General features: G+C 57.1%; 11 protein-coding genes. 1 reads left to right on the top strand and 10 read right to left on the bottom strand.

Annotated features, from left to right (window positions below; all coding sequences use genetic code 11):
• Window positions 1-64 precede the first annotated feature (64 nt).
• Complete coding sequence (locus tag DN745_RS07490) at window positions 65-1,528, top strand: NAD-binding protein (RefSeq protein ID WP_111333488.1); 1,464 nt, start codon at window positions 65-67, stop codon at window positions 1,526-1,528.
• A 9-nt stretch (window positions 1,529-1,537) separates the two neighbouring features.
• Here the strand turns inward: DN745_RS07490 and DN745_RS07495 are convergent, their stop codons facing one another.
• The 10 genes from DN745_RS07495 to ruvB all read right to left on the bottom strand — a co-directional run bounded on the left by DN745_RS07495 (window position 1,538) and on the right by ruvB (window position 17,266).
• Window positions 1,538-2,890, bottom strand: a complete 1,353-nt coding sequence (locus tag DN745_RS07495; RefSeq protein WP_111333490.1) for an acetyl-CoA carboxylase biotin carboxylase subunit — start codon at window positions 2,888-2,890, stop codon at window positions 1,538-1,540.
• Between the two features lie 271 nt (window positions 2,891-3,161).
• A complete protein-coding gene (locus tag DN745_RS07500; protein ID WP_111333491.1) occupies window positions 3,162-4,919 on the bottom strand; it encodes a fibronectin type III domain-containing protein in 1,758 nt (585 codons plus the stop codon).
• A gap of 275 nt (window positions 4,920-5,194) precedes the next feature.
• The gene (locus DN745_RS07505) at window positions 5,195-7,204 is read right to left on the bottom strand and encodes an RCC1 domain-containing protein (protein ID WP_162687531.1); all 2,010 of its coding nucleotides are present in this window, start codon (window positions 7,202-7,204) and stop codon (window positions 5,195-5,197) included.
• Window positions 7,205-7,429: 225 nt separating this feature from the next.
• Window positions 7,430-9,187 (bottom strand): fibronectin type III domain-containing protein, encoded by a 1,758-nt coding sequence (locus tag DN745_RS07510; RefSeq protein WP_111333495.1) that lies wholly within the window; start codon window positions 9,185-9,187, stop codon window positions 7,430-7,432.
• 121 nt (window positions 9,188-9,308) lie between these two features.
• The gene (locus DN745_RS19275; protein ID WP_133622178.1) at window positions 9,309-9,965 is read right to left on the bottom strand and encodes a hypothetical protein; all 657 of its coding nucleotides are present in this window, start codon (window positions 9,963-9,965) and stop codon (window positions 9,309-9,311) included.
• A gap of 360 nt (window positions 9,966-10,325) precedes the next feature.
• Entirely contained in the window at window positions 10,326-12,335 is a 2,010-nt protein-coding gene (locus tag DN745_RS07515; RefSeq protein WP_162687532.1) for an RCC1 domain-containing protein, read from the bottom strand.
• Window positions 12,336-12,377: 42 nt separating this feature from the next.
• On the bottom strand, window positions 12,378-14,135 hold the full coding sequence (locus tag DN745_RS07520; RefSeq protein ID WP_111333498.1) for a fibronectin type III domain-containing protein: 1,758 nt from the start codon (window positions 14,133-14,135) through the stop codon (window positions 12,378-12,380).
• 385 nt (window positions 14,136-14,520) lie between these two features.
• On the bottom strand, window positions 14,521-15,507 hold the full coding sequence (locus tag DN745_RS07525) for an NAD(P)/FAD-dependent oxidoreductase (protein WP_133621971.1): 987 nt from the start codon (window positions 15,505-15,507) through the stop codon (window positions 14,521-14,523).
• A gap of 10 nt (window positions 15,508-15,517) precedes the next feature.
• Complete coding sequence (folE, locus tag DN745_RS07530) at window positions 15,518-16,135, bottom strand: GTP cyclohydrolase I (protein ID WP_111333501.1); 618 nt, start codon at window positions 16,133-16,135, stop codon at window positions 15,518-15,520.
• 12 nt (window positions 16,136-16,147) lie between these two features.
• Window positions 16,148-17,266 carry a Holliday junction branch migration DNA helicase RuvB gene (ruvB, locus tag DN745_RS07535; RefSeq protein WP_111333503.1) on the bottom strand — a complete coding sequence of 373 codons (1,119 nt, stop codon included), beginning with the start codon at window positions 17,264-17,266 and terminating at the stop codon, window positions 16,148-16,150.
• Window positions 17,267-17,268 lie beyond the last annotated feature (2 nt).

Consider the following 17,268-nt stretch of genomic DNA (forward strand, 5'->3'; position numbering starts at 1 on the left):
TGTCTTTAGCGATACACTAACGCAACTAGCATTGCGTTAGTGTATCGCCTGTTGGGATGTGTCGATGAATAGAAAACGTCAAATCAGGCGGTTCTTAGAAGCACCTGCCGTGGAAGTCGTGATCGCGCTCCTTATCGTGATCTCAGTCGGACTCCTCTTTGTGGAAGTCGGCACACCTACCGACTCGCCCGATTACGCCAAAATTGTCTTCATCAACGACCTGCTCACGCTGGGATTTATCGGCGAGCTCTTTTTGCGATTTTACGCGGAGCCGCGAAAGGAGCGCTTCTTTCGCAAATGCTGGTACGATATCCTCGCCGTGTTGCCGGCGCTGCGCATCCTGCGCGTGTTTCGCATGCTGCGCCTGTTGCGCCTATACCGGGTGAGCCTGCTGGCGATGGAGCGGCTAAAGGAGCGCTCCGGGCTCTTTAAGGTCGTGCGCGTCGAATATCTGATGATTGCCCTGGGGCTATTCACCGCGACGCTGATGGGTGGCCTGTCGATGCGGGTCGCCGAGGGCGGCTATAACGGCGAATTTGGCACATTCGAGCAGACCCTCTGGTACGCGGTGATGACGATTATCGCCGGCGAGCCCACCGGCGGTGACCCGACCAGCTCGCTGGGGCGTTTTATCACGCTCTCGTTGATGATCACCGGCCTGACGTTATTTGCCGTCCTCACCGGTACGGTGTCGGCCGTCATGATCGATTTGCTCAAAGACATAAGGATCAGTGGAATGGAACTCGAAGACTTAGACGAACACGTCATTATTTGCGGCTGGAATCCGTCGGGGAGCGTCATTCTCTCCGAGCTATTGCACGACCATAAAAAGAGCGATCCCTCAAAGAAGAGGCGCTCGCGCAGGCGAAAGAAGAAGTCCGACTTGGACACCAAGCAATATGTCATTATCTCGGAGGCCGACTCGGTATGCGTCGACGAGGTGGTGTCGCAGCACCCGGGCCGGGTGATGACGATGGTGGGGGATTATACGCGGCTGGAGGTGCTCAAGCGGGCGCGCATCGAGCGCGCGAGCACCGCGATTCTGTTGGCCGACGCGACCATCCCCGGGCGCTCCGCCCAGGACCAGGACGCGCGCAGCGTGCTCGCCGCGATGCTGGTGGAGAAGGCCGGCTCAGATATCTACACCATCGTCCAGCTCAATAACCGCGACAACGAGACGAGCCTCAAGGGCATGGGGGTCGAGGAGATTATCGTCAGCGAGGAATACGTCGGCAACCTGGTCGCGACGATGACCCGGAATAAGGGCATCGTTACAATTTTGGATGATTTGCTCACCGCCAAATACGGCGAGCAATTCTTCCGCGAGGAGATCCCCGCCGAGATGGTGGGCATGGACGTCGGCGAAGCGATTCCGCACCTGAAGCGAAATTACGACGCTATTTTGATCGCGGTGGACTTGAATAACGGAAATTGCGGGCGGGATGGTTTTTTGGTCAACCCGCCCGTTGATTTTAAGCTCGAGGCCGGGCACCGGCTATTTGTCGCGGCGCCCGAGTCCCTGAGCTAAGGCGGCGCCTTATTTGCCGCGCGCTTCGAGCCAGCCGGTGTGGAAGTCGCCGGCGACGAAGTCTTCGTCCCTCAAGAGCTCGGCGTGCATCGAGAGATTGGTGACCAATTCCTCGATTTGGTACGCGTCGAGCGCGCCGCGCATGCGCGCGATGGCCTCGTCGCGGTCCGCGCCGTGCGTGATGAGTTTGGCGAGCATCGGGTCATAATAGGGGGTGACCTCGGAGTCGGCGTGCACGCCGGAGTCGACGCGCACGCCCGGGCCGCTTGGCTCCGTGTAGGCGCCGATATGCCCCGGGGCGGGCATAAATTTTTTGGCCGGGTTCTCGGCGTAGATCCGACACTCAATCGCGTGCCCGCTGATCGTAAGCGCGTCCTGCGACATCGGCAGCGACTCGCCGAAGGCCACCCGAATCTGCCACTCCACCAGGTCGACGCCGGTGATCTCCTCGGTCACCGTATGCTCGACCTGAAGGCGGGTATTCATCTCGATAAAATAGAAGCTTGCGTCTTCGCCGACGATAAACTCGAGCGTGCCGGCGTTGGTATATTCGGTCGCGTTGACCAGGGCGAGGGCGGCTTCGGTCATGCGCGCGCGCAGGTTGATATCCTCGTGTTTCGAGACGAAAGGCGAGGGTGCTTCTTCGATCACTTTTTGGTGGCGCCGCTGCACGCTGCACTCGCGCTCAAAAAGATGCACGGCGTTGCCGTGGGTATCGGCGATGACCTGCACCTCGATATGACGTGGGTTTTGGATATAGCGCTCGATATAAATCGTGTCGTCGCCAAAGGACGACATCGCGCGGCGCTGGCAGGACTGGTAGGCCTTGCGCAATTTCTTCTCATTCTTGGCGACCTTCATGCCGATGCCGCCGCCACCTGCCGCCGCCTTGACGAGCACCGGGTAACCCAACTCCTCAGCAGCCGCGACCGCGGCGTCTTCATCGGCGACCGGACCCGGCGAGCCGGGGACCACCGGGACACCGGCCTTCTCAGCGACCGTGCGCGCCTGGGCCTTGTCGCCCATGAGCTCCATGACCTGCGAGCGCGGGCCGATAAAGACGATGCCGGCCTGCTCGACCATCTCGACAAAGCGCGCGTTCTCGCTGAGCAATCCGTAGCCCGGGTGCACGGCCTGCGCGCCGCTTTCTTGGGCGACCCGCAGAATCCGCTCCATATTAAGATAACTCTTTCCCACCGGCGCCTCGCCGATCAGATGCGCCTCGTCAGCCAAGCGCACATGCGCCGCGTCGGCGTCCGCGTCGCTATACACCGCAATGGTGTGAATCCCCATGCGCTGACAGGTGCGGATCACACGAACGGCGATTTCGCCACGATTGGCAATCAGAATTTTATCGAACATTTTTATCCTATTTTTAGAGGCGCGGCGGGTCTTTCGGCGCGATGTGGTTGGGGTGCTTATGGGCAGAAGATATTGTTGCTCTGAGTTAACATAGCGGGGCGATTTGCGTCAATTTCGAGGCATCTCATTGGGGCGTGACGTTTGTCCCTGCGGGTCTGTGAAGCGCCCCGCGGGAGCAACCGTAGATCTTCCCCACTGGCGAAGATGTCGCGCAGCGGCAGAAGGGGGGCTGCGTACCCGCAAAGCGTCCCCCACCGCCGACGCGGCAATCTTAAAATGACGAAGATGTCGCCGCCTCGCCCACCCCGAAGACCGAAATCGCGCTGATTGAAACGGAATACTCAACTTCGGGGTCGAGCCCTTCGATGACGTGTTCGGTGGCCGCCGGGTCGAAGACGAGGTAATCGGCCGGGCCGTCGACCTGCGCTGCTGGTTCAATGGTGACGCGGTAATCGAGGATCTTCGCGTCAGCGGGCGCAGTCCACGAAAGCGTGGCGCTGTCATCGGCGCGGGTGACCTCAACGTCGGTGGGCGCGGTGGGTGGATCGTGTTGTGGCGACCAGGAGAGTCTTCCGACTGGCTTGGTGAGCGGTGCCCAACCGTCGGCGATTGTCTTCGAATCGCGGTCGATAATCAAAAGATAGGGGCTCTCGGCAGAGCTTATCGCCAGCGATTCGCTGTCATGCGACCAGGCCACGTCCTGAATTTTTCGCCAGTCCGTTGGCCAGCCAGGCTCATTTTCTCGCGTGGCGGTATTAATGACCTGCATGCCGGTGTTTTGTGAATGCCCATACGCTAATATCAGGAGTTCTCCATCGGGTGACCAGGCAAGATTGCCAGGATTAGTTGTGACAATTTCTGGCCAATCCGTTTCGAACTCTTTGCTCTCTGCGTTGAGAATGAGATAACCTGCTTCTGTGGTATTAAAAAATCCTGATGGATGAGCGATTGCGAGTCGTTTTGAATCGGGTGACCATCGCATATCAGCAAGAGGAAAAAAGTGTGAAGGAACATTAGTGGAGTCGGGCCAATCGGGTTCAAAATCTTTTGTGTTTGTATCGACTATCATTACGCGTGCAGGTCGACCGCCGTAACTTGGAGATATTGCGAGTCGTTCGCCATCTGGTGACCAATCTATAGAAAATAGATTCGAAATAGGCTGTATTTCAGAAGGGTTTGGCCAACCCGATTCGATTTCTCCGGTCTGCGTATCAAGTACGGAATAAGTTGTACGCTGGTCGGATGGGACTCCATTTTCTACCAACCGTCGAACAAAGGCGAGCTGGCGACTGTCGGGTGACCAACCATAGTCAGCAGGCAGGCATAAAGTGCCAAACTCGTCTGAGGGTTCAAGTTGGATCTCTTGCCTGGTAGCGCGGTCGAAGAGAGCACATCGTAGGTCAGCTCTTAGATAGGTTAATAACTTTGTGCCATCTGGGGACCAGCTCAAAGCGGATCCAGCCTGTTCGACGAGTGCCCCCCACCCGGGAGCCCGTTGCCTGGTCACGCTGTCAAAAATAGCTCCTACAGCGAGCAACGAGCGAGAGACGGGAATTGCGTCGTGTATAAAGGCCTCACCGACCTCTTCACCGTCAGAAAACGCCTGAATCTCGAAGGTATAATGGACATCATTAACGAGCTTATCAAAGAGGTATTCAGTCGCTTCTGGGCCGATACGGCGCTCCGCGTCGCCCCACATCAGCACTGCTGGTGAGGCAGTAATGCGAATTTCATTAAATATAGTATCTTCGGGCAGATCCCAGGAGAAATTAACCATTCCCTCTAGGCCTCTAGATCGCACATTTTGCAGGCTCGGCTCCGGTACTTCTTCGTCTATATCTTCGACTTCATTTATATCGTCGCTTGTGTCCTCCGAATCTTGCTGGATATCCTCTTCGGTGTCGATATGGACGTCGTTTTGAGACGTTGTGTCGGCGTTTCGGTCGTCACTGTTTTCTGAGGCCGAGCAGCCGAAAAGAAGGAGGAAGACGAATGAATATAAAACAATTGGCTGAAGGTTGGGGCGCATAATATCTTCCTAATTCATGTCGAACATTATAATGAAATAGAACTAAGCATGTGATGGGGCAACCAATAACTCTATGGCAGCACACAAGCCGCGTGGGGCCAAGGCCCCACGCTCTTGCAGGGCCGTGCTCCGCCGTTCGGGCCAAGGCCCGGCGGACCTCAAAGAGCACACTGTTCAGAACAACGGCCCCCACGCTTTAGCGTGGAAAGGGGCCGAGTGCCCTGCAAGAGCCCCAGGGCTCGCCCTGGAGCGGTCGACCGATTAAATCATGCACCTCAGCGCATATTCCACACAATTTCGCCCCAGCAGACCTGAGTAGAATCGCTGCTGCGAATCCCGCAGATATGGTCCTGCTCGGCCGAAATCGAATCGAACGCGGTGTCGCTGGGGATGTCGCGGATGACGCCTTTGTTGTCGCCGCCCCAGCAGACGATATGCGAGTCGCTGCTGCGGATGCCGCAATAAAAGGAGCTCGAGGCGCCGATGGCCAGGGAGTCAAACGCGATGCCGAACGGCGCCGGGTTATTGATGGCGCGAAAGCGGCTCCCCCAGCAGATAAGGTGCCCGTCACTCTCGCGGATCCCGCAGGCCTGCTGCCAGCCGGTGGCGACGGCGCGAAACGCGACCGCGGAGGGCGGGTCGGTCCAGGTATCCGGGTGATTGGGGGCGAAGCCGTCGACGTCGCCCCAGCAGATCACTTGGCCGTTGTCGCGGCGAAGGGCGCAGCTGCTCTCGCGGCCCGCCGCGATATAATCGACCGCCACACCCGTGGGCGCGTCGCTGACCTGTCCCTCGTTATCTTTACCCCAGCACACCACCTGGGCGTCATCTCGCCGAATCGCACACGCGTGGGTGTCACCGGCGGCGATTGCGTCGAATTGGACGCCGAGCGGCGTCTCATAAATTTGCCCGAATTCGTCGTCGCCCCAGCACAAAAGAAAGGAGTCGCGGCTGCGGATGCCGCATAAAAAATAGTGTCCTGCAGCGATGGCGTCGAACGCGGTATCGGTCGGGATACTCGCGATAGTCGGCTGCTGAACGTGATTTGCAACGACTCTCGGCCTATCGTTCCCCCAGCAGAATATGGTGGAGTCACTGCGGCGAATCCCGCAAGAGAAGTCGCGGCCTGCGGCGAGCGATGTGAATTCTGTTTCGGAGGGGTTGCCGGTGGCTTGCGCCTTCCAGTCATCGCCCCAACAGATCAATTTGGAATCGCTGCTGCGGATGCCACAAGCCGACCTGGCGCCGGCCGAAACCGAATCAAAGGCGAACTCCGTCGGGGGTTGATAAAAGGGGCCCGCGGGTTCGACGTCGGTGCAGATTAGCGAGGAATCGCTGCTCTTTTGGCCACAAATCATCCCCATCTTGATGATTAATCCACCAGCCCCGTCGCTGCTCCAAACCCCTTTGCCGATGGATAGTAATTCAATCTCGGTGCCCGCGAATTTAGCGTTTAACGCGTTGCTATTTTCGTGATCTCCCCAGCAGACGACCTGGGAGTCGCTCAAACCAATGCCACAGGTGACAAAATTACCCGCGACCACGGATTTGAACGCGATGTCGGTGGGGGCGCGGGTTATGAGGCCCTCGTCTACGCCCGGGACACTATCTTTGCCCCAACAAGTCACCGTCGAGTCATCGCTGCGAATCGCGCAGGCGTGGGCCGTTCCGACCGACACTGCATCGAAGGGCGTGTCGGTCGGCGCATCGCTGATCTGATTGCTGCTGTCGTTGCCCCAGCAGACAAGATGCGAATCGCTGCTGCGAATCGCGCAGTTCGCCGTCTTACCCGCCGAGACGGACTTAAACGCGACACCTTCGGGCACATCTAAAAGCCCACCGAGCACATTGCTCCCCCAACACATCACCGTCGCGTCATCGCTGCGAATGCCGCAGGTGTGCCAGTCGCCGGCGTCCAGGGAGTCAAACGCGATTTCGCGAAGGTCTCGCGAGTCTCCATAAAAGCCGGTCTGCCCCCAGCAGGCGACACGCGAATCACTCTTTCGGATCCCACAGCCTTGGATGCTTCCCAGCGACACCGATTTAAAGGTCCCCATCTGAGGCGGCTGCGGGTTATTATTTGGGTTTGTATCGGGCTCGCCCGAGTCAGCGTCCGGGGTATCCGCGTCGGACTGGGTATCTCCGGCGTCGCGCTGCTCGGGGCCTTCGGTGTCGGTTTTAGAGGTGCCGTCTTGAGGCGTGTCGTCGCTGCAGGCGAGGGCGAAACAAAAGAGTATACAGAAGCAACTTAAAGATAATTTGCGCGACGCTGTTGAGATAGACATATACAAACCAAATTAGTGCTCAGAAGATGAAATATAAATTGGAGGCAGGCCATCCCTGGCCTGCCTGGGCGCCAGCCCAACTTCGCGCCAAGCGCGACATGCGTGCGCCTACTTGTGAGGAGCCGCTCACTGGCTTTCGCCGCGTCGCGGCGACCAGGGCAATGATGCCCTGGCTCCGGTTGATTTCGCATACCTCGACTATTCGCTCCCCGCCGAACCACTCATTCAAAACGACGAAGACGTCGCCGCCTCGCCCACACCGAAGACCGAAATCGCGCTGATTGAAACGGAATACTCAACTTCGGGGTCGAGCCCCTCGATGACGTGTTCGGTGGCCGCCGGGTCGAAGACGAGGTAATCGGCAGGGCCGTCGACCTGCGCTGCTGGTTCAATGGTGACGCGGTAATCGAGGATCTTCGCGTCAGCGGGCGCAGTCCACGAAAGCGTGGCGCTACTATCGGCGCGGGTGACCTCAACGTCGGTCGGCGCGGTGGGTGGATCGTGTTGTGGCGACCAGGAGAGTTTTCCGACCGGCTCGGTGAGCGGTGCCCAACCGTCGGCGATTGTCTTTGAATCGCGGTCGATAATCAAAAGATAGGGGCTCTCGGCAGAGCTTATGGCCAATATTTCGCTGTCATGCGACCAGGCCACGTCCTTAATTCTAGGCCATTCTGTTGGCCAGCCAGGCACAACTTCTTGAGTAGTTGTGTCGATGACCTGCATGCCGGTGCTAAAGGTTAATATCAAGAGCTCTCCATCTGGCGACCAGACAGTAGTGCTTGGTAAAGGACTCGTGAATGCTGGCCAATTCGTTTCGACCTCTTTAGTATCCGCGTTGAGGATGAGATAGCCCGATTCTGTTCTATTATTAAAGCCTGATGGATGTGCAATTGCGAGTCTTTTTGAATCGGGCGACCATTGTATATAATTAACGGAATGAGTTGGGTTCGAGTTAGGGTGTTCAGGCCAATCGAGATCAAACTCTTTTGTGTTTGTGTTGATTGTCATTAAGCGCGGAGGTTTGTTGCTATAGTTTGGATATATTGCAAGTCGCTTGCCGTCTGGTGACCAGTCTAGTGTAAATATCAGCTCAATAGGAGAAATTTCAGCAGGGTCGGGCCAATCCGGCTCTATTTCCCCAGTCTGCGTATCAAGTACGGAATAAGTTAAACTTGAGGTGGCTGGGAGTTCATTGTCCTCAGGTAATCGAGTAAAGGCGAGCTGGCGACTGTCGGGTGACCAACTGTAATCAGCAGGCATGCATAAACTACCAAACTCGTCTGAGGGCTCGAGTTGAATTTCTTTACGTGTAGCGCGGTCAAAGAGGGCACATCGTTGCCTAGCTCCCAAATAGGTTACTAACTTTGTGCCATCCGGCGACCAGCTATAAGCAGATCCAACCTGTTCAACGAGCGCCCCCCACCCGAGAGCCCGTTTTTTGGTCACGCTGTCGATAATAGGAAGCGATTGATGCACTCCTACAGAGAGCAGTGGGCGGGAAAAGGGGATTGCGTCGCGGATAATGGCCTCCCCTACTTCTTCATCGTCAGAAAAGGCCTGAATCTCGAAGGTATAGTGGATGTCGTTCACGAGCTTATCAAAAAGGTATTCAGTCGCTTCTGGGTCGATACGGCGCTCCGCCTCGCCCCACATCACATCTGCCGGTGAGGCGGTGATACGAATTTCGGTATATGTGTTGTCTTCGGGCAGATCCCAGGAGAAATTAACCATTCCCTCCAGGGCTTCGGATCGCATATTTTGCAGGCTTGGATCGGGTGCTTCTTCGTCGATGTCTTCGGCTTGGTTTATATCTTGGTCTATGCCCTCCGAATCTTGCTGAATATCCTCTTCAGTGTCAGTTTTGACGTCGTTTGGAGCCGTTGTGTCAGTGTTTCGATCGTCACGGTTTTCTGAGGAGGAGCAGCTGAGGAGAAGGAGGAATACTAAGGGAAATAGGATGGTCGGGTGGAGGTCGCCGCGCATGATGGAGTCCTATGTGCTGACATAATAATAAAGCAAAGGGAAACTCGTGAGAAGAAATCAATGAGGTAGATCTTCTCACGAGCAAAAGCCTTTTCATTTTGATTTTCAAATACTTGTAAAATCAACCGACCTTTTCGAATTTAAAACTAAGAAACTCGAGCTTGTCTGTGGTAGTTATGTTGAAATGGGTGACCTCGGCTGCCATAGTGTTGATGAAAGTGCTTACTGTGACTTGTGTTCCTGGGGCAGCGGTATTTGTTGGTGCCAAGGACCCTGTATGGATTGGGTTAATAGGATCACCAACACCAAAGACTTCAATATAAATTTCTGGTGAAACATTGGCGCTATTGCTACTTATAAACGCCAACTCCACAGCCACAAAATTTGATGAAAAGGTGCTTGGGTTGAATTGACCCGCAAGATCAACTCGATAATATGGGTGCCCATTAACAAACGCGCCATCATATGCATATGATGGCGGAAGTTGCTCGATTCGGTAGCCTGGAAGGGTTGGAGCGTTTGGATCAAACGCACTGGTTGTCACATGAATTATATAGTCTTTATTAGGATGGCACACGAAGCCATTGTAAATAGTGGAGGAAGGAGTAAAGAACTCGAAGCTTGCAATACTTGGAACACTACCAGAATAATCACATTCTGTGGAAAGAGGTATGCACGATTGATTACATTCAGTCCCGGCGAAGGCATTTCCAACAGGAAGTGCAAGCGAAACAACAAAAAGGACACAAGCACTAATCAACATCTTCAAGTTAGACATTCTCTTCTCCTGAGTTCGTTAAGAAATAAACCATTATAATGCACGCAATAACGTGCTTTTCGAATTGATGCCCCGACATCGTGTGGCAGCCAATATGTGTATAATAATAGAGAGGGCAACATTTTTATGTCAATCGAAGCGGTTTAAAAATAGTGTAAAAATTTACTTACGCGTAAATCGAAATCGATCGATACGCGATGTAAGGCCGATTTGCTTTGAAATACGCATATATAGGTCAACTCGAGAGGGGATTGCCAACTTGCTGTTGTCGCGTCGCGGGGAGCAAGGCAGGTTGCCCTGGCTGCGGTTTATTTTTCTGCACTTCGATGCCTGTCGGCGATGGAGGCGGGCGAAAGCACCTCAGCGCATATTCCACACAATTTCGCCCCAGCAAACCTGAGTAGAATCGCTGCTGCGAATCCCGCAGATATGGTCCTGCTCGGCTGAAATCGAATCGAACGCGGTGTCGCTGGGGATGTCGCGGATGACGCCTTTGTTGTCGCCGCCCCAGCAGACAATATGTGAGTCGCTGCTGCGGATGCCGCAATAAAAGGAGCTCGAGGCGCCGATGGCCAGAGAGTCAAACGCGATGCCGAACGGCGCCGGGTTATTGATGGCGCGAAAGCGGCTCCCCCAGCAGATAAGGTGCCCGTCACTCTCGCGGATCCCGCAGGCCTGCTGCCAGCCGGTGGCGACGGCGCGAAACGCGACCGTGGAGGGCGGCTCGGTCCAGGTATCCGGGTGATTGGGGGCGAAGCCGTCGACGTCGCCCCAGCAGATCACTTGGCCGTTGTCGCGGCGAAGGGCGCAGCTGCTCTCGCGGCCCGCCGCGATATAATCGACCGCCACACCCGTGGGCGCGTCGCTGACCTGCCCCTCGTTATCTTTACCCCAGCACACCACCTGGGCGTCATCTCGCCGAATCGCACACGCGTGGGTGTCACCGGCGGCGATTGCGTCGAATTGGACGCCGAGCGGCGTCTGGTAGACCTGCTCGAATTCGTCCGAGCCCCAGCACAAAAGAAAGGAGTCGCGGCTGCGGATGCCGCATAAAAAATAGTGGCCTGCGGCGATGGCATCAAACGCGGTGTCGCTGGGGATATTTGTAATAATCGCCGGCTGCTCGCGCCCGCGAATCAATTGCTTATCGTCCCCCCAACAGAATATGGTGGAATCACTGCGGCGAATCCCGCAAGAGAAGTCGCGGCCTGCGGCGAGCGATGTGAATTCTGTTTCAGAGGGGTTGCCGGTGGCTTGCGCCTTCCAATCATCGCCCCAGCAGATCAATTTGGAGTCACTGCTGCGGATGCCACAAGCCGACCTGGCACCGGCCGAAACCGAATCAAAGGCGAACTCCGTCGGGGGTTCATAAAAGGGGCCCGCGGGTTCGACGTCGGTGCAGATAAGCGAGGAATCGCTGCTCTTTTGGCCACAAATCATCCCCATCTTAATGATCGAGCCTTCACGTTCATTCATCGTGGCCAGAAACACTTTGCCGATGGAAATCGATTCAATCTCGGTGCCCGCGAATTTAGCATTTAACGCGTTGCTATTTTCGTGATCTCCCCAGCAGACGACCTGGGAGTCGCTCAAACCAATGCCACAGGTGACAAAATTACCCGCGACCACCGATTTGAACGCGATGTCGGTGGGGGCGCGGGTTATGAGGCCCTCGTCTACGCCCGGGACACTATCTTTGCCCCAACAAATTACCGTCGAGTCATCGCTGCGAATCGCGCAGGCGTGGGCCGTTCCGACCGACACTGCGTCGAAGGGCGTGTCGGTGGGCGCATCGCTGATCTGATTGCTGCTGTCGTTGCCCCAGCAGACAAGATGCGAATCGCTGCTGCGAATCGCGCAGCTCGCCGTCTTACCCGCCGAGACGGACTTAAACGCGACACCTTCGGGCACATCTAAAAGCCCACCGAGCACATTGCTCCCCCAACACATCACCGTCGCGTCATCGCTGCGAATGCCGCAGGTGTGCCAGTCGCCGGCGTCCAGGGAGTCAAACGCGATTTCGCGAAGGTCTCGCGAGTCTCCATAAAAGCCGGTCTGCCCCCAGCAGGCGACACGCGAATCACTCTTTCGGATCCCACAGCCTTGGATGCTTCCCAGCGACACCGATTTGAAGGTCCCCATCTGAGGCGGCTGCGGGTTATTATTCACGTTTGTGTCGGGATTATTGGGGTCCACGTCCGGGGTATCCGCGTCGGATTGCGCGTCTCCGGCGTCGCGCTGCTCGGGGCCTTCGGTGTCGGTCTTGGAGGTGTTGTCTTGAGGCGTGTCGTCGCTACAGGCGAGGGCGAAACATAAGAGTACACAGGAGCCATTTAATAGTATTTTGCGCGACGCTGTTGAGATAAACATATACAAACCAAATTAGCGTTTGGGGGGTATTTAAAGGGTCACTCAAAACGACGAAGACGTCGCCGCCTCGCCCACACCAAAAACCGAAATCGCGCTGATAGAAACGCTATACTCAACGGCGGGGTCGAGCCCCTCGATGACGTGTTCGGTGGCCGCTGGGTCGAAGACGAGGTAATCGGCAGGGCCGTCGACCTGCGCTGCTGGTTCAATGGTGACGCGGTAATCGAGGATCTTCGCGTCAGCGGGCGCAGTCCACGAAAGCGTGGCGCTACTATTGGTGCGGGTGACCTCAACGTCGGTCGGCGCGGTGGGTGGATCGTGTTGTGGCGACCAGGAGAGTTTTCCGACCGGCTCGGTGAGCGGTGCCCAACCGTCGGCGATTGTCTTTGAATCGCGGTCGATGATCAACAGGTAGGGGCTCTCGGTGGAGCTTATGGCCAATATTTCGCTGTCATGTGACCAGGCCACGTCCTGAATTCTGGGCCATTCTGTTGGCCAGCCAGGCTCATTTTCTCGCGTGGCGGTATTAATGACCTGCATGCCGGTGTTTCGTGAATACCCATACGCTAATATCAGCAGTCCTCCATCTGGTGACCAAGCCAGACTATCAGGGTTAGTTGCAACAATTTCTGGCCAGTCGGTTTCGACCTCTTTGGTCTCTGCGTTGACAATAAGATAACCCGCTTCTGTTGCATTATAAAAGCCCGATGGATGAGCGAGCGCGAGTCGTTTTGAATCGGGCGACCATTGCATATCATCAATGGAAAAACTTGGGCTCGGAGTAGTGAGATCGGGCCAATCGGGTTCAAACTCTTTGGTTTCCGTGTTGATTATCATTACGTTTGAAGAACCATCACTATAACTTGGAGATATGACGAGTCGTTTGCCATCGGGAGACCAGTCTAGACTGAGTAAGGTACGAATAGAATGTATTTCAGAAGGATCGGGCCAACCAGGCTCTATTTCTCCGGTCTGTGTATCAAGTACAGAAAAAAATATAACGTTAGATGCATTTCCACTTTCTGTTTGTCTTCGAGTAAAGGCGAGATGGTGGCTGTCGGGGGACCAACTATAATCAAAAGGTAGGCATAAATTACCAAACTCAGCTGAGGGTTCGAGTTGGATCTCCTCTCGTGTCGCGCGATCGAAGAGGGCACATCGTTGGCTAGCGCCCAGATAGGTCAATAAAGTTGTGCCATCTGGGGACCAGCTTGCGGGCCCTCCAACCTGCTCAATGAGTGATTTCCATCCGAAAGCGGGTTGTTTGGTCACGCTGTCGATAACAGCGGCTCCCGACACGGACAGCAAAGGGCGCGAGTAGGGGGTTGCCTCGAAGATGATGGTCTCACCGACTTCTTCGCCCTCAGAAAATGCCTGAATTTCAAAAGTATAATCGACGTCATTTACGAGCTTATCAAAGAGGTACTCGGTCGTGTCTGGGTCGATTCCGCGCTCCGCCTCGCCCCACATCAGATCTGCAGGAGAGGCGGTGATGCGAATCTCTGTATAGGTATTGTCTTCAGGCAGATCCCAGGAGAAATTAACCATCCCCTCCAGGGCTTCGGATCGCACATTTTGTAGGCTTGGCTCCGGTCCTTCTTCGTCTATATCTTCGACTTCGTTTATGTCTTGGCCTATGTCCTCCGGATCGTCCCGAATATCCTCTTCGGTGTCGGTTTTGACGTCGTTCGGAGCCGTTGTGTCAGTGTTTCGACCGTCACGGTTTTCTGAGGCCGAGCAGCCGACAAGAAGCAGGAAGACGAATAAATATAAAATAATTGGGTGGAGGTTCGGGCGCATAATATTTTCCAAAATAACGATAATTAGCGTTCAGCATTATATTCAATATCGGAGCCAGGGCGTCGTTGTCCTGCGTGGATACAAAAGCCCAACGCTGGGCGCTTCGCGACGCATTTGGGGCACCTTGAGCGCGGGTTACTGACCCGCTTTCGGCGCGTCGCGGCGATCAGGGCAGGGATGCCCTGTCTCCGGTTGTTATTCGCGCCCACGTGTATGGGCTCGTGCCCCCGATCGCGGGCGCTAAGCGATTTAATGTTTAAGCGTAGCGGATAAATATATTCAGTCAATCGAAGCGATATAAAAATAGCATAAAAATACACTCAGGCATGAATCGATAACGATCGGCATGCCGGGTGATTACGCCTGATTGGGCGGCCCACTGAATTTAACGCGTGTGTGCTTCCAGCCACGTCGCCACGCCCCGCGCGGCGGCGGCGGCGTCACCGACCGCAGAGGCGACCGAGCGTAGCGGTCGGTCCGTGATATCGCCGGCGGCGAAGATGCCGTCGAGGTTGGTGGCCTGGGCGGCGTCGACGCAGACAAAGCCGCGCCGGGTCATCAACTCGACCTGGGGGAGCACCGCCTCGACGCCGATTCGCACGAAGAGCCCGGCGACCTCGAGGGTCTTCTGGGGGCCGGGGGTGTCCAGATGCAGGCGGCAACCGGCGTCGAGGGCTTCGATGCGGGTGACCTCGGCGGGGTAGGAGAAGCGCTGAATATGGGGGTGTTTTTTGACGCGTTCCTGGAAGGCTTCGCGCGCGCGAATCTCGTGGCTTCGCAGCAGCATCGTGATGGACTGGGCGTAGGGGGCGAGGATGAGGGCGTTCTCGAAGGCGGCGTCGCCGCCGCCGACGATGGCGACGGATTGGCCGGCGAAGCGTTTGGCGTCGACGCTGGCCGATTGGCTCACGTGGCGGCCCAGGCCTTCGTCTTCGCCCGGCACGCCCAGGCGTCGGTAGCGGGTGCCCGTGGCGAGGATGACGGTGTGGGTTTGCACGGGGGTTCGCGACGCGAACTCGATCGTCCAATGCGCGTCGCTGGCGCGAGAAATCCCAGTGATTTCGCCGACTTCGGGGCGAAGCCCGTCGCAGTCGTCGAGTCCACTTTGGAAGGACGCGACCAGGTCGGCGCCGTTGGAATAGGTCGCGCCCGGGTAATTTTTAATCGTATTATGTACGCGCCATAACATGCCGCCGAGCTTGGGCTCGCCCGCGTCTTCTTTGGCTTCGAACCACCGAAAGGTGACGTCCAGCGATCGCAACCACTGGGCGGCGCTGATGCCGGCCGCGCCCGCGCCGACGATGACGCAATTCGCGATGGCGCGTCGGTCGACGCGGGCGGGCGCCGGGGGATTCGGGGTCGGTTCGCTCATAATGGCCGGTTCAAAGCGGTTGGTCGGAGGCGACAAATTGGCGCATCATCTCGGCGCGCAGCTCCCCGTCACGAAGACTGCCGCGCGAGGCCGACGACACGAGCACGCCTTCCTTCTGGGAGCCGCGCATCTCCATGCACATCTGGCGCGCCCGGCAGCGAACCAGTAGGCCTTCGGGCTCCAGGCTTCGCTGGAGAATCTCGGCGACCTGAACGACGATGCGCTCCTGGATCTGCGGGCGGCCCACCACATAGTCGATGGTGCGCCCGACGCTGCCAAATCCGATGATGCGGTCATCGGGGATATAGGCCACGTCAATCGTGCCGAACATCGGCACCAGGTGGTGCACGCACATGCTGCGAAACGGCAGGTTCAGCAGGACAATCGGGTCCAGGCGGTTATTGCCGCTGCGCGCCGAGTCATTGGGCGCCTGCTCGTTGGGGTCGACCGGGATGGCCTCGACCGGAAAGGTGCTGAGCACCGGCGGGGATTCGCGCACGCCCGAGAAAAGGTCATAGAGCAGTTGGCTGAATCGCTTCGGCGCGCCGCGCAGCTCCGGGTCGACGGTCTCGTCGAGCCCCAATGATTCGAGCAGCGCGCGGGCGTGGTCAATGGCTTCTTTATTCATGGCTTTATATCGTCAATCGTTATGGGGAATCGGAAGTTCAAGATGCCTAAAAGCGGTCTGCGTCGCGACTCGCCCCTGGGGCGTGCGCTGGATATAGCCCTGTTGGAGCAGATACGGCTCGATGACCGTCTCGATGGTGTCGCGCTCCTCGTCGATGGCCGCGGCCAGGGTGCTCAGGCCGGCGGGGCCGCCGCCGAATTTCTCGCAGAGCGCGCTCAAATACATGCGGTCCAGGCTGTCGAAGCCCACCGAGTCAACGCCGACTTTTTTGAGCGCATAATTGGCAAGCGCGGCGTCGATATGCCCGTCGCCCACCACGATGGCGTAGTCGCGCACGCGGCGAAGCAGGCGGTTGGCGATGCGCGGGGTGCCGCGGCTTCGGCGCGCGATTTCGGCGGCGCCGTCGTCGCTCAGCTCGATCTTAAGCAGGGCGGCCGAGCGCTGAATGACGCTGCGCAGTTGGTCGGCGTTATAATATTCGAGGCGCGAGATCTGGCCGAAGCGGCTTCGCAGCGGCGAGGAGACCAGCCCGGCGCGCGTGGTCGCCCCGACCAGGGTGAAGGGCGGCAAAGACAACTTCATGCTGCGCGCCTGGGGGCCGCTGCCGACCACCACGTCGAAATATTGGTCCTCCATCGCCGGATAGAGGTTCTCCTCGATGACCGGGTTGAGCCGGTGCACCTCGTCGATAAAGAGCATATCACCGTGGTCGAGCGCGCTTAAGATGCCGGCGAGGTCCTTTTTTTGCTCGAGCGCCGGGCCGCTGGTGACGTGGATGGTCGCGCCCATCTCGCGCGCCAGGATATGGGCGAGCGTGGTCTTTCCGAGGCCGGGCGGCCCGGATAATAGAATATGGTCGAGCGTCGCCTTGCGCATGCGGGCCGACTCGACCATCACGCCAAGGTTCTCTTTGATCGCGCGCTGCCCGACGAAATCGCCGAATGTATGCGGGCGCAGCGCGCGGTCCAACGCCTCGTCATCGGGCGCGGCCTCGCGCTCAAGCGAGGGGTTTCGCGCCTCCTGGGAGACGGCGATTGGGCTCGACTCAATCGTGCTCGGCTCAATCGCCGAGGATTCGATCTGGCTGGGCTCGATGGCGCTTGTCTTTGCGATTTTTGATTCCTTCGACATCC

It is taken from the genome of Bradymonas sediminis, from assembly GCF_003258315.1.
Taxonomy (GTDB): domain Bacteria; phylum Myxococcota_A; class Bradymonadia; order Bradymonadales; family Bradymonadaceae; genus Bradymonas; species Bradymonas sediminis.

Coding starts and splice junctions, on each gene's coding strand:
- DN745_RS07490 (WP_111333488.1), top strand. CDS start 65: ATGAATAGAAAACGTCAAATCAGGCGGTTCTTAGAAGCACCTGCCGTG.
- DN745_RS07495 (WP_111333490.1), bottom strand. CDS start 2,890: ATGTTCGATAAAATTCTGATTGCCAATCGTGGCGAAATCGCCGTTCGT.
- DN745_RS07500 (WP_111333491.1), bottom strand. CDS start 4,919: ATGCGCCCCAACCTTCAGCCAATTGTTTTATATTCATTCGTCTTCCTC.
- DN745_RS07505 (WP_162687531.1), bottom strand. CDS start 7,204: ATGTCTATCTCAACAGCGTCGCGCAAATTATCTTTAAGTTGCTTCTGT.
- DN745_RS07510 (WP_111333495.1), bottom strand. CDS start 9,187: ATGCGCGGCGACCTCCACCCGACCATCCTATTTCCCTTAGTATTCCTC.
- DN745_RS19275 (WP_133622178.1), bottom strand. CDS start 9,965: ATGTCTAACTTGAAGATGTTGATTAGTGCTTGTGTCCTTTTTGTTGTT.
- DN745_RS07515 (WP_162687532.1), bottom strand. CDS start 12,335: ATGTTTATCTCAACAGCGTCGCGCAAAATACTATTAAATGGCTCCTGT.
- DN745_RS07520 (WP_111333498.1), bottom strand. CDS start 14,135: ATGCGCCCGAACCTCCACCCAATTATTTTATATTTATTCGTCTTCCTG.
- DN745_RS07525 (WP_133621971.1), bottom strand. CDS start 15,507: ATGAGCGAACCGACCCCGAATCCCCCGGCGCCCGCCCGCGTCGACCGA.
- folE (WP_111333501.1), bottom strand. CDS start 16,135: ATGAATAAAGAAGCCATTGACCACGCCCGCGCGCTGCTCGAATCATTG.
- ruvB (WP_111333503.1), bottom strand. CDS start 17,266: ATGTCGAAGGAATCAAAAATCGCAAAGACAAGCGCCATCGAGCCCAGC.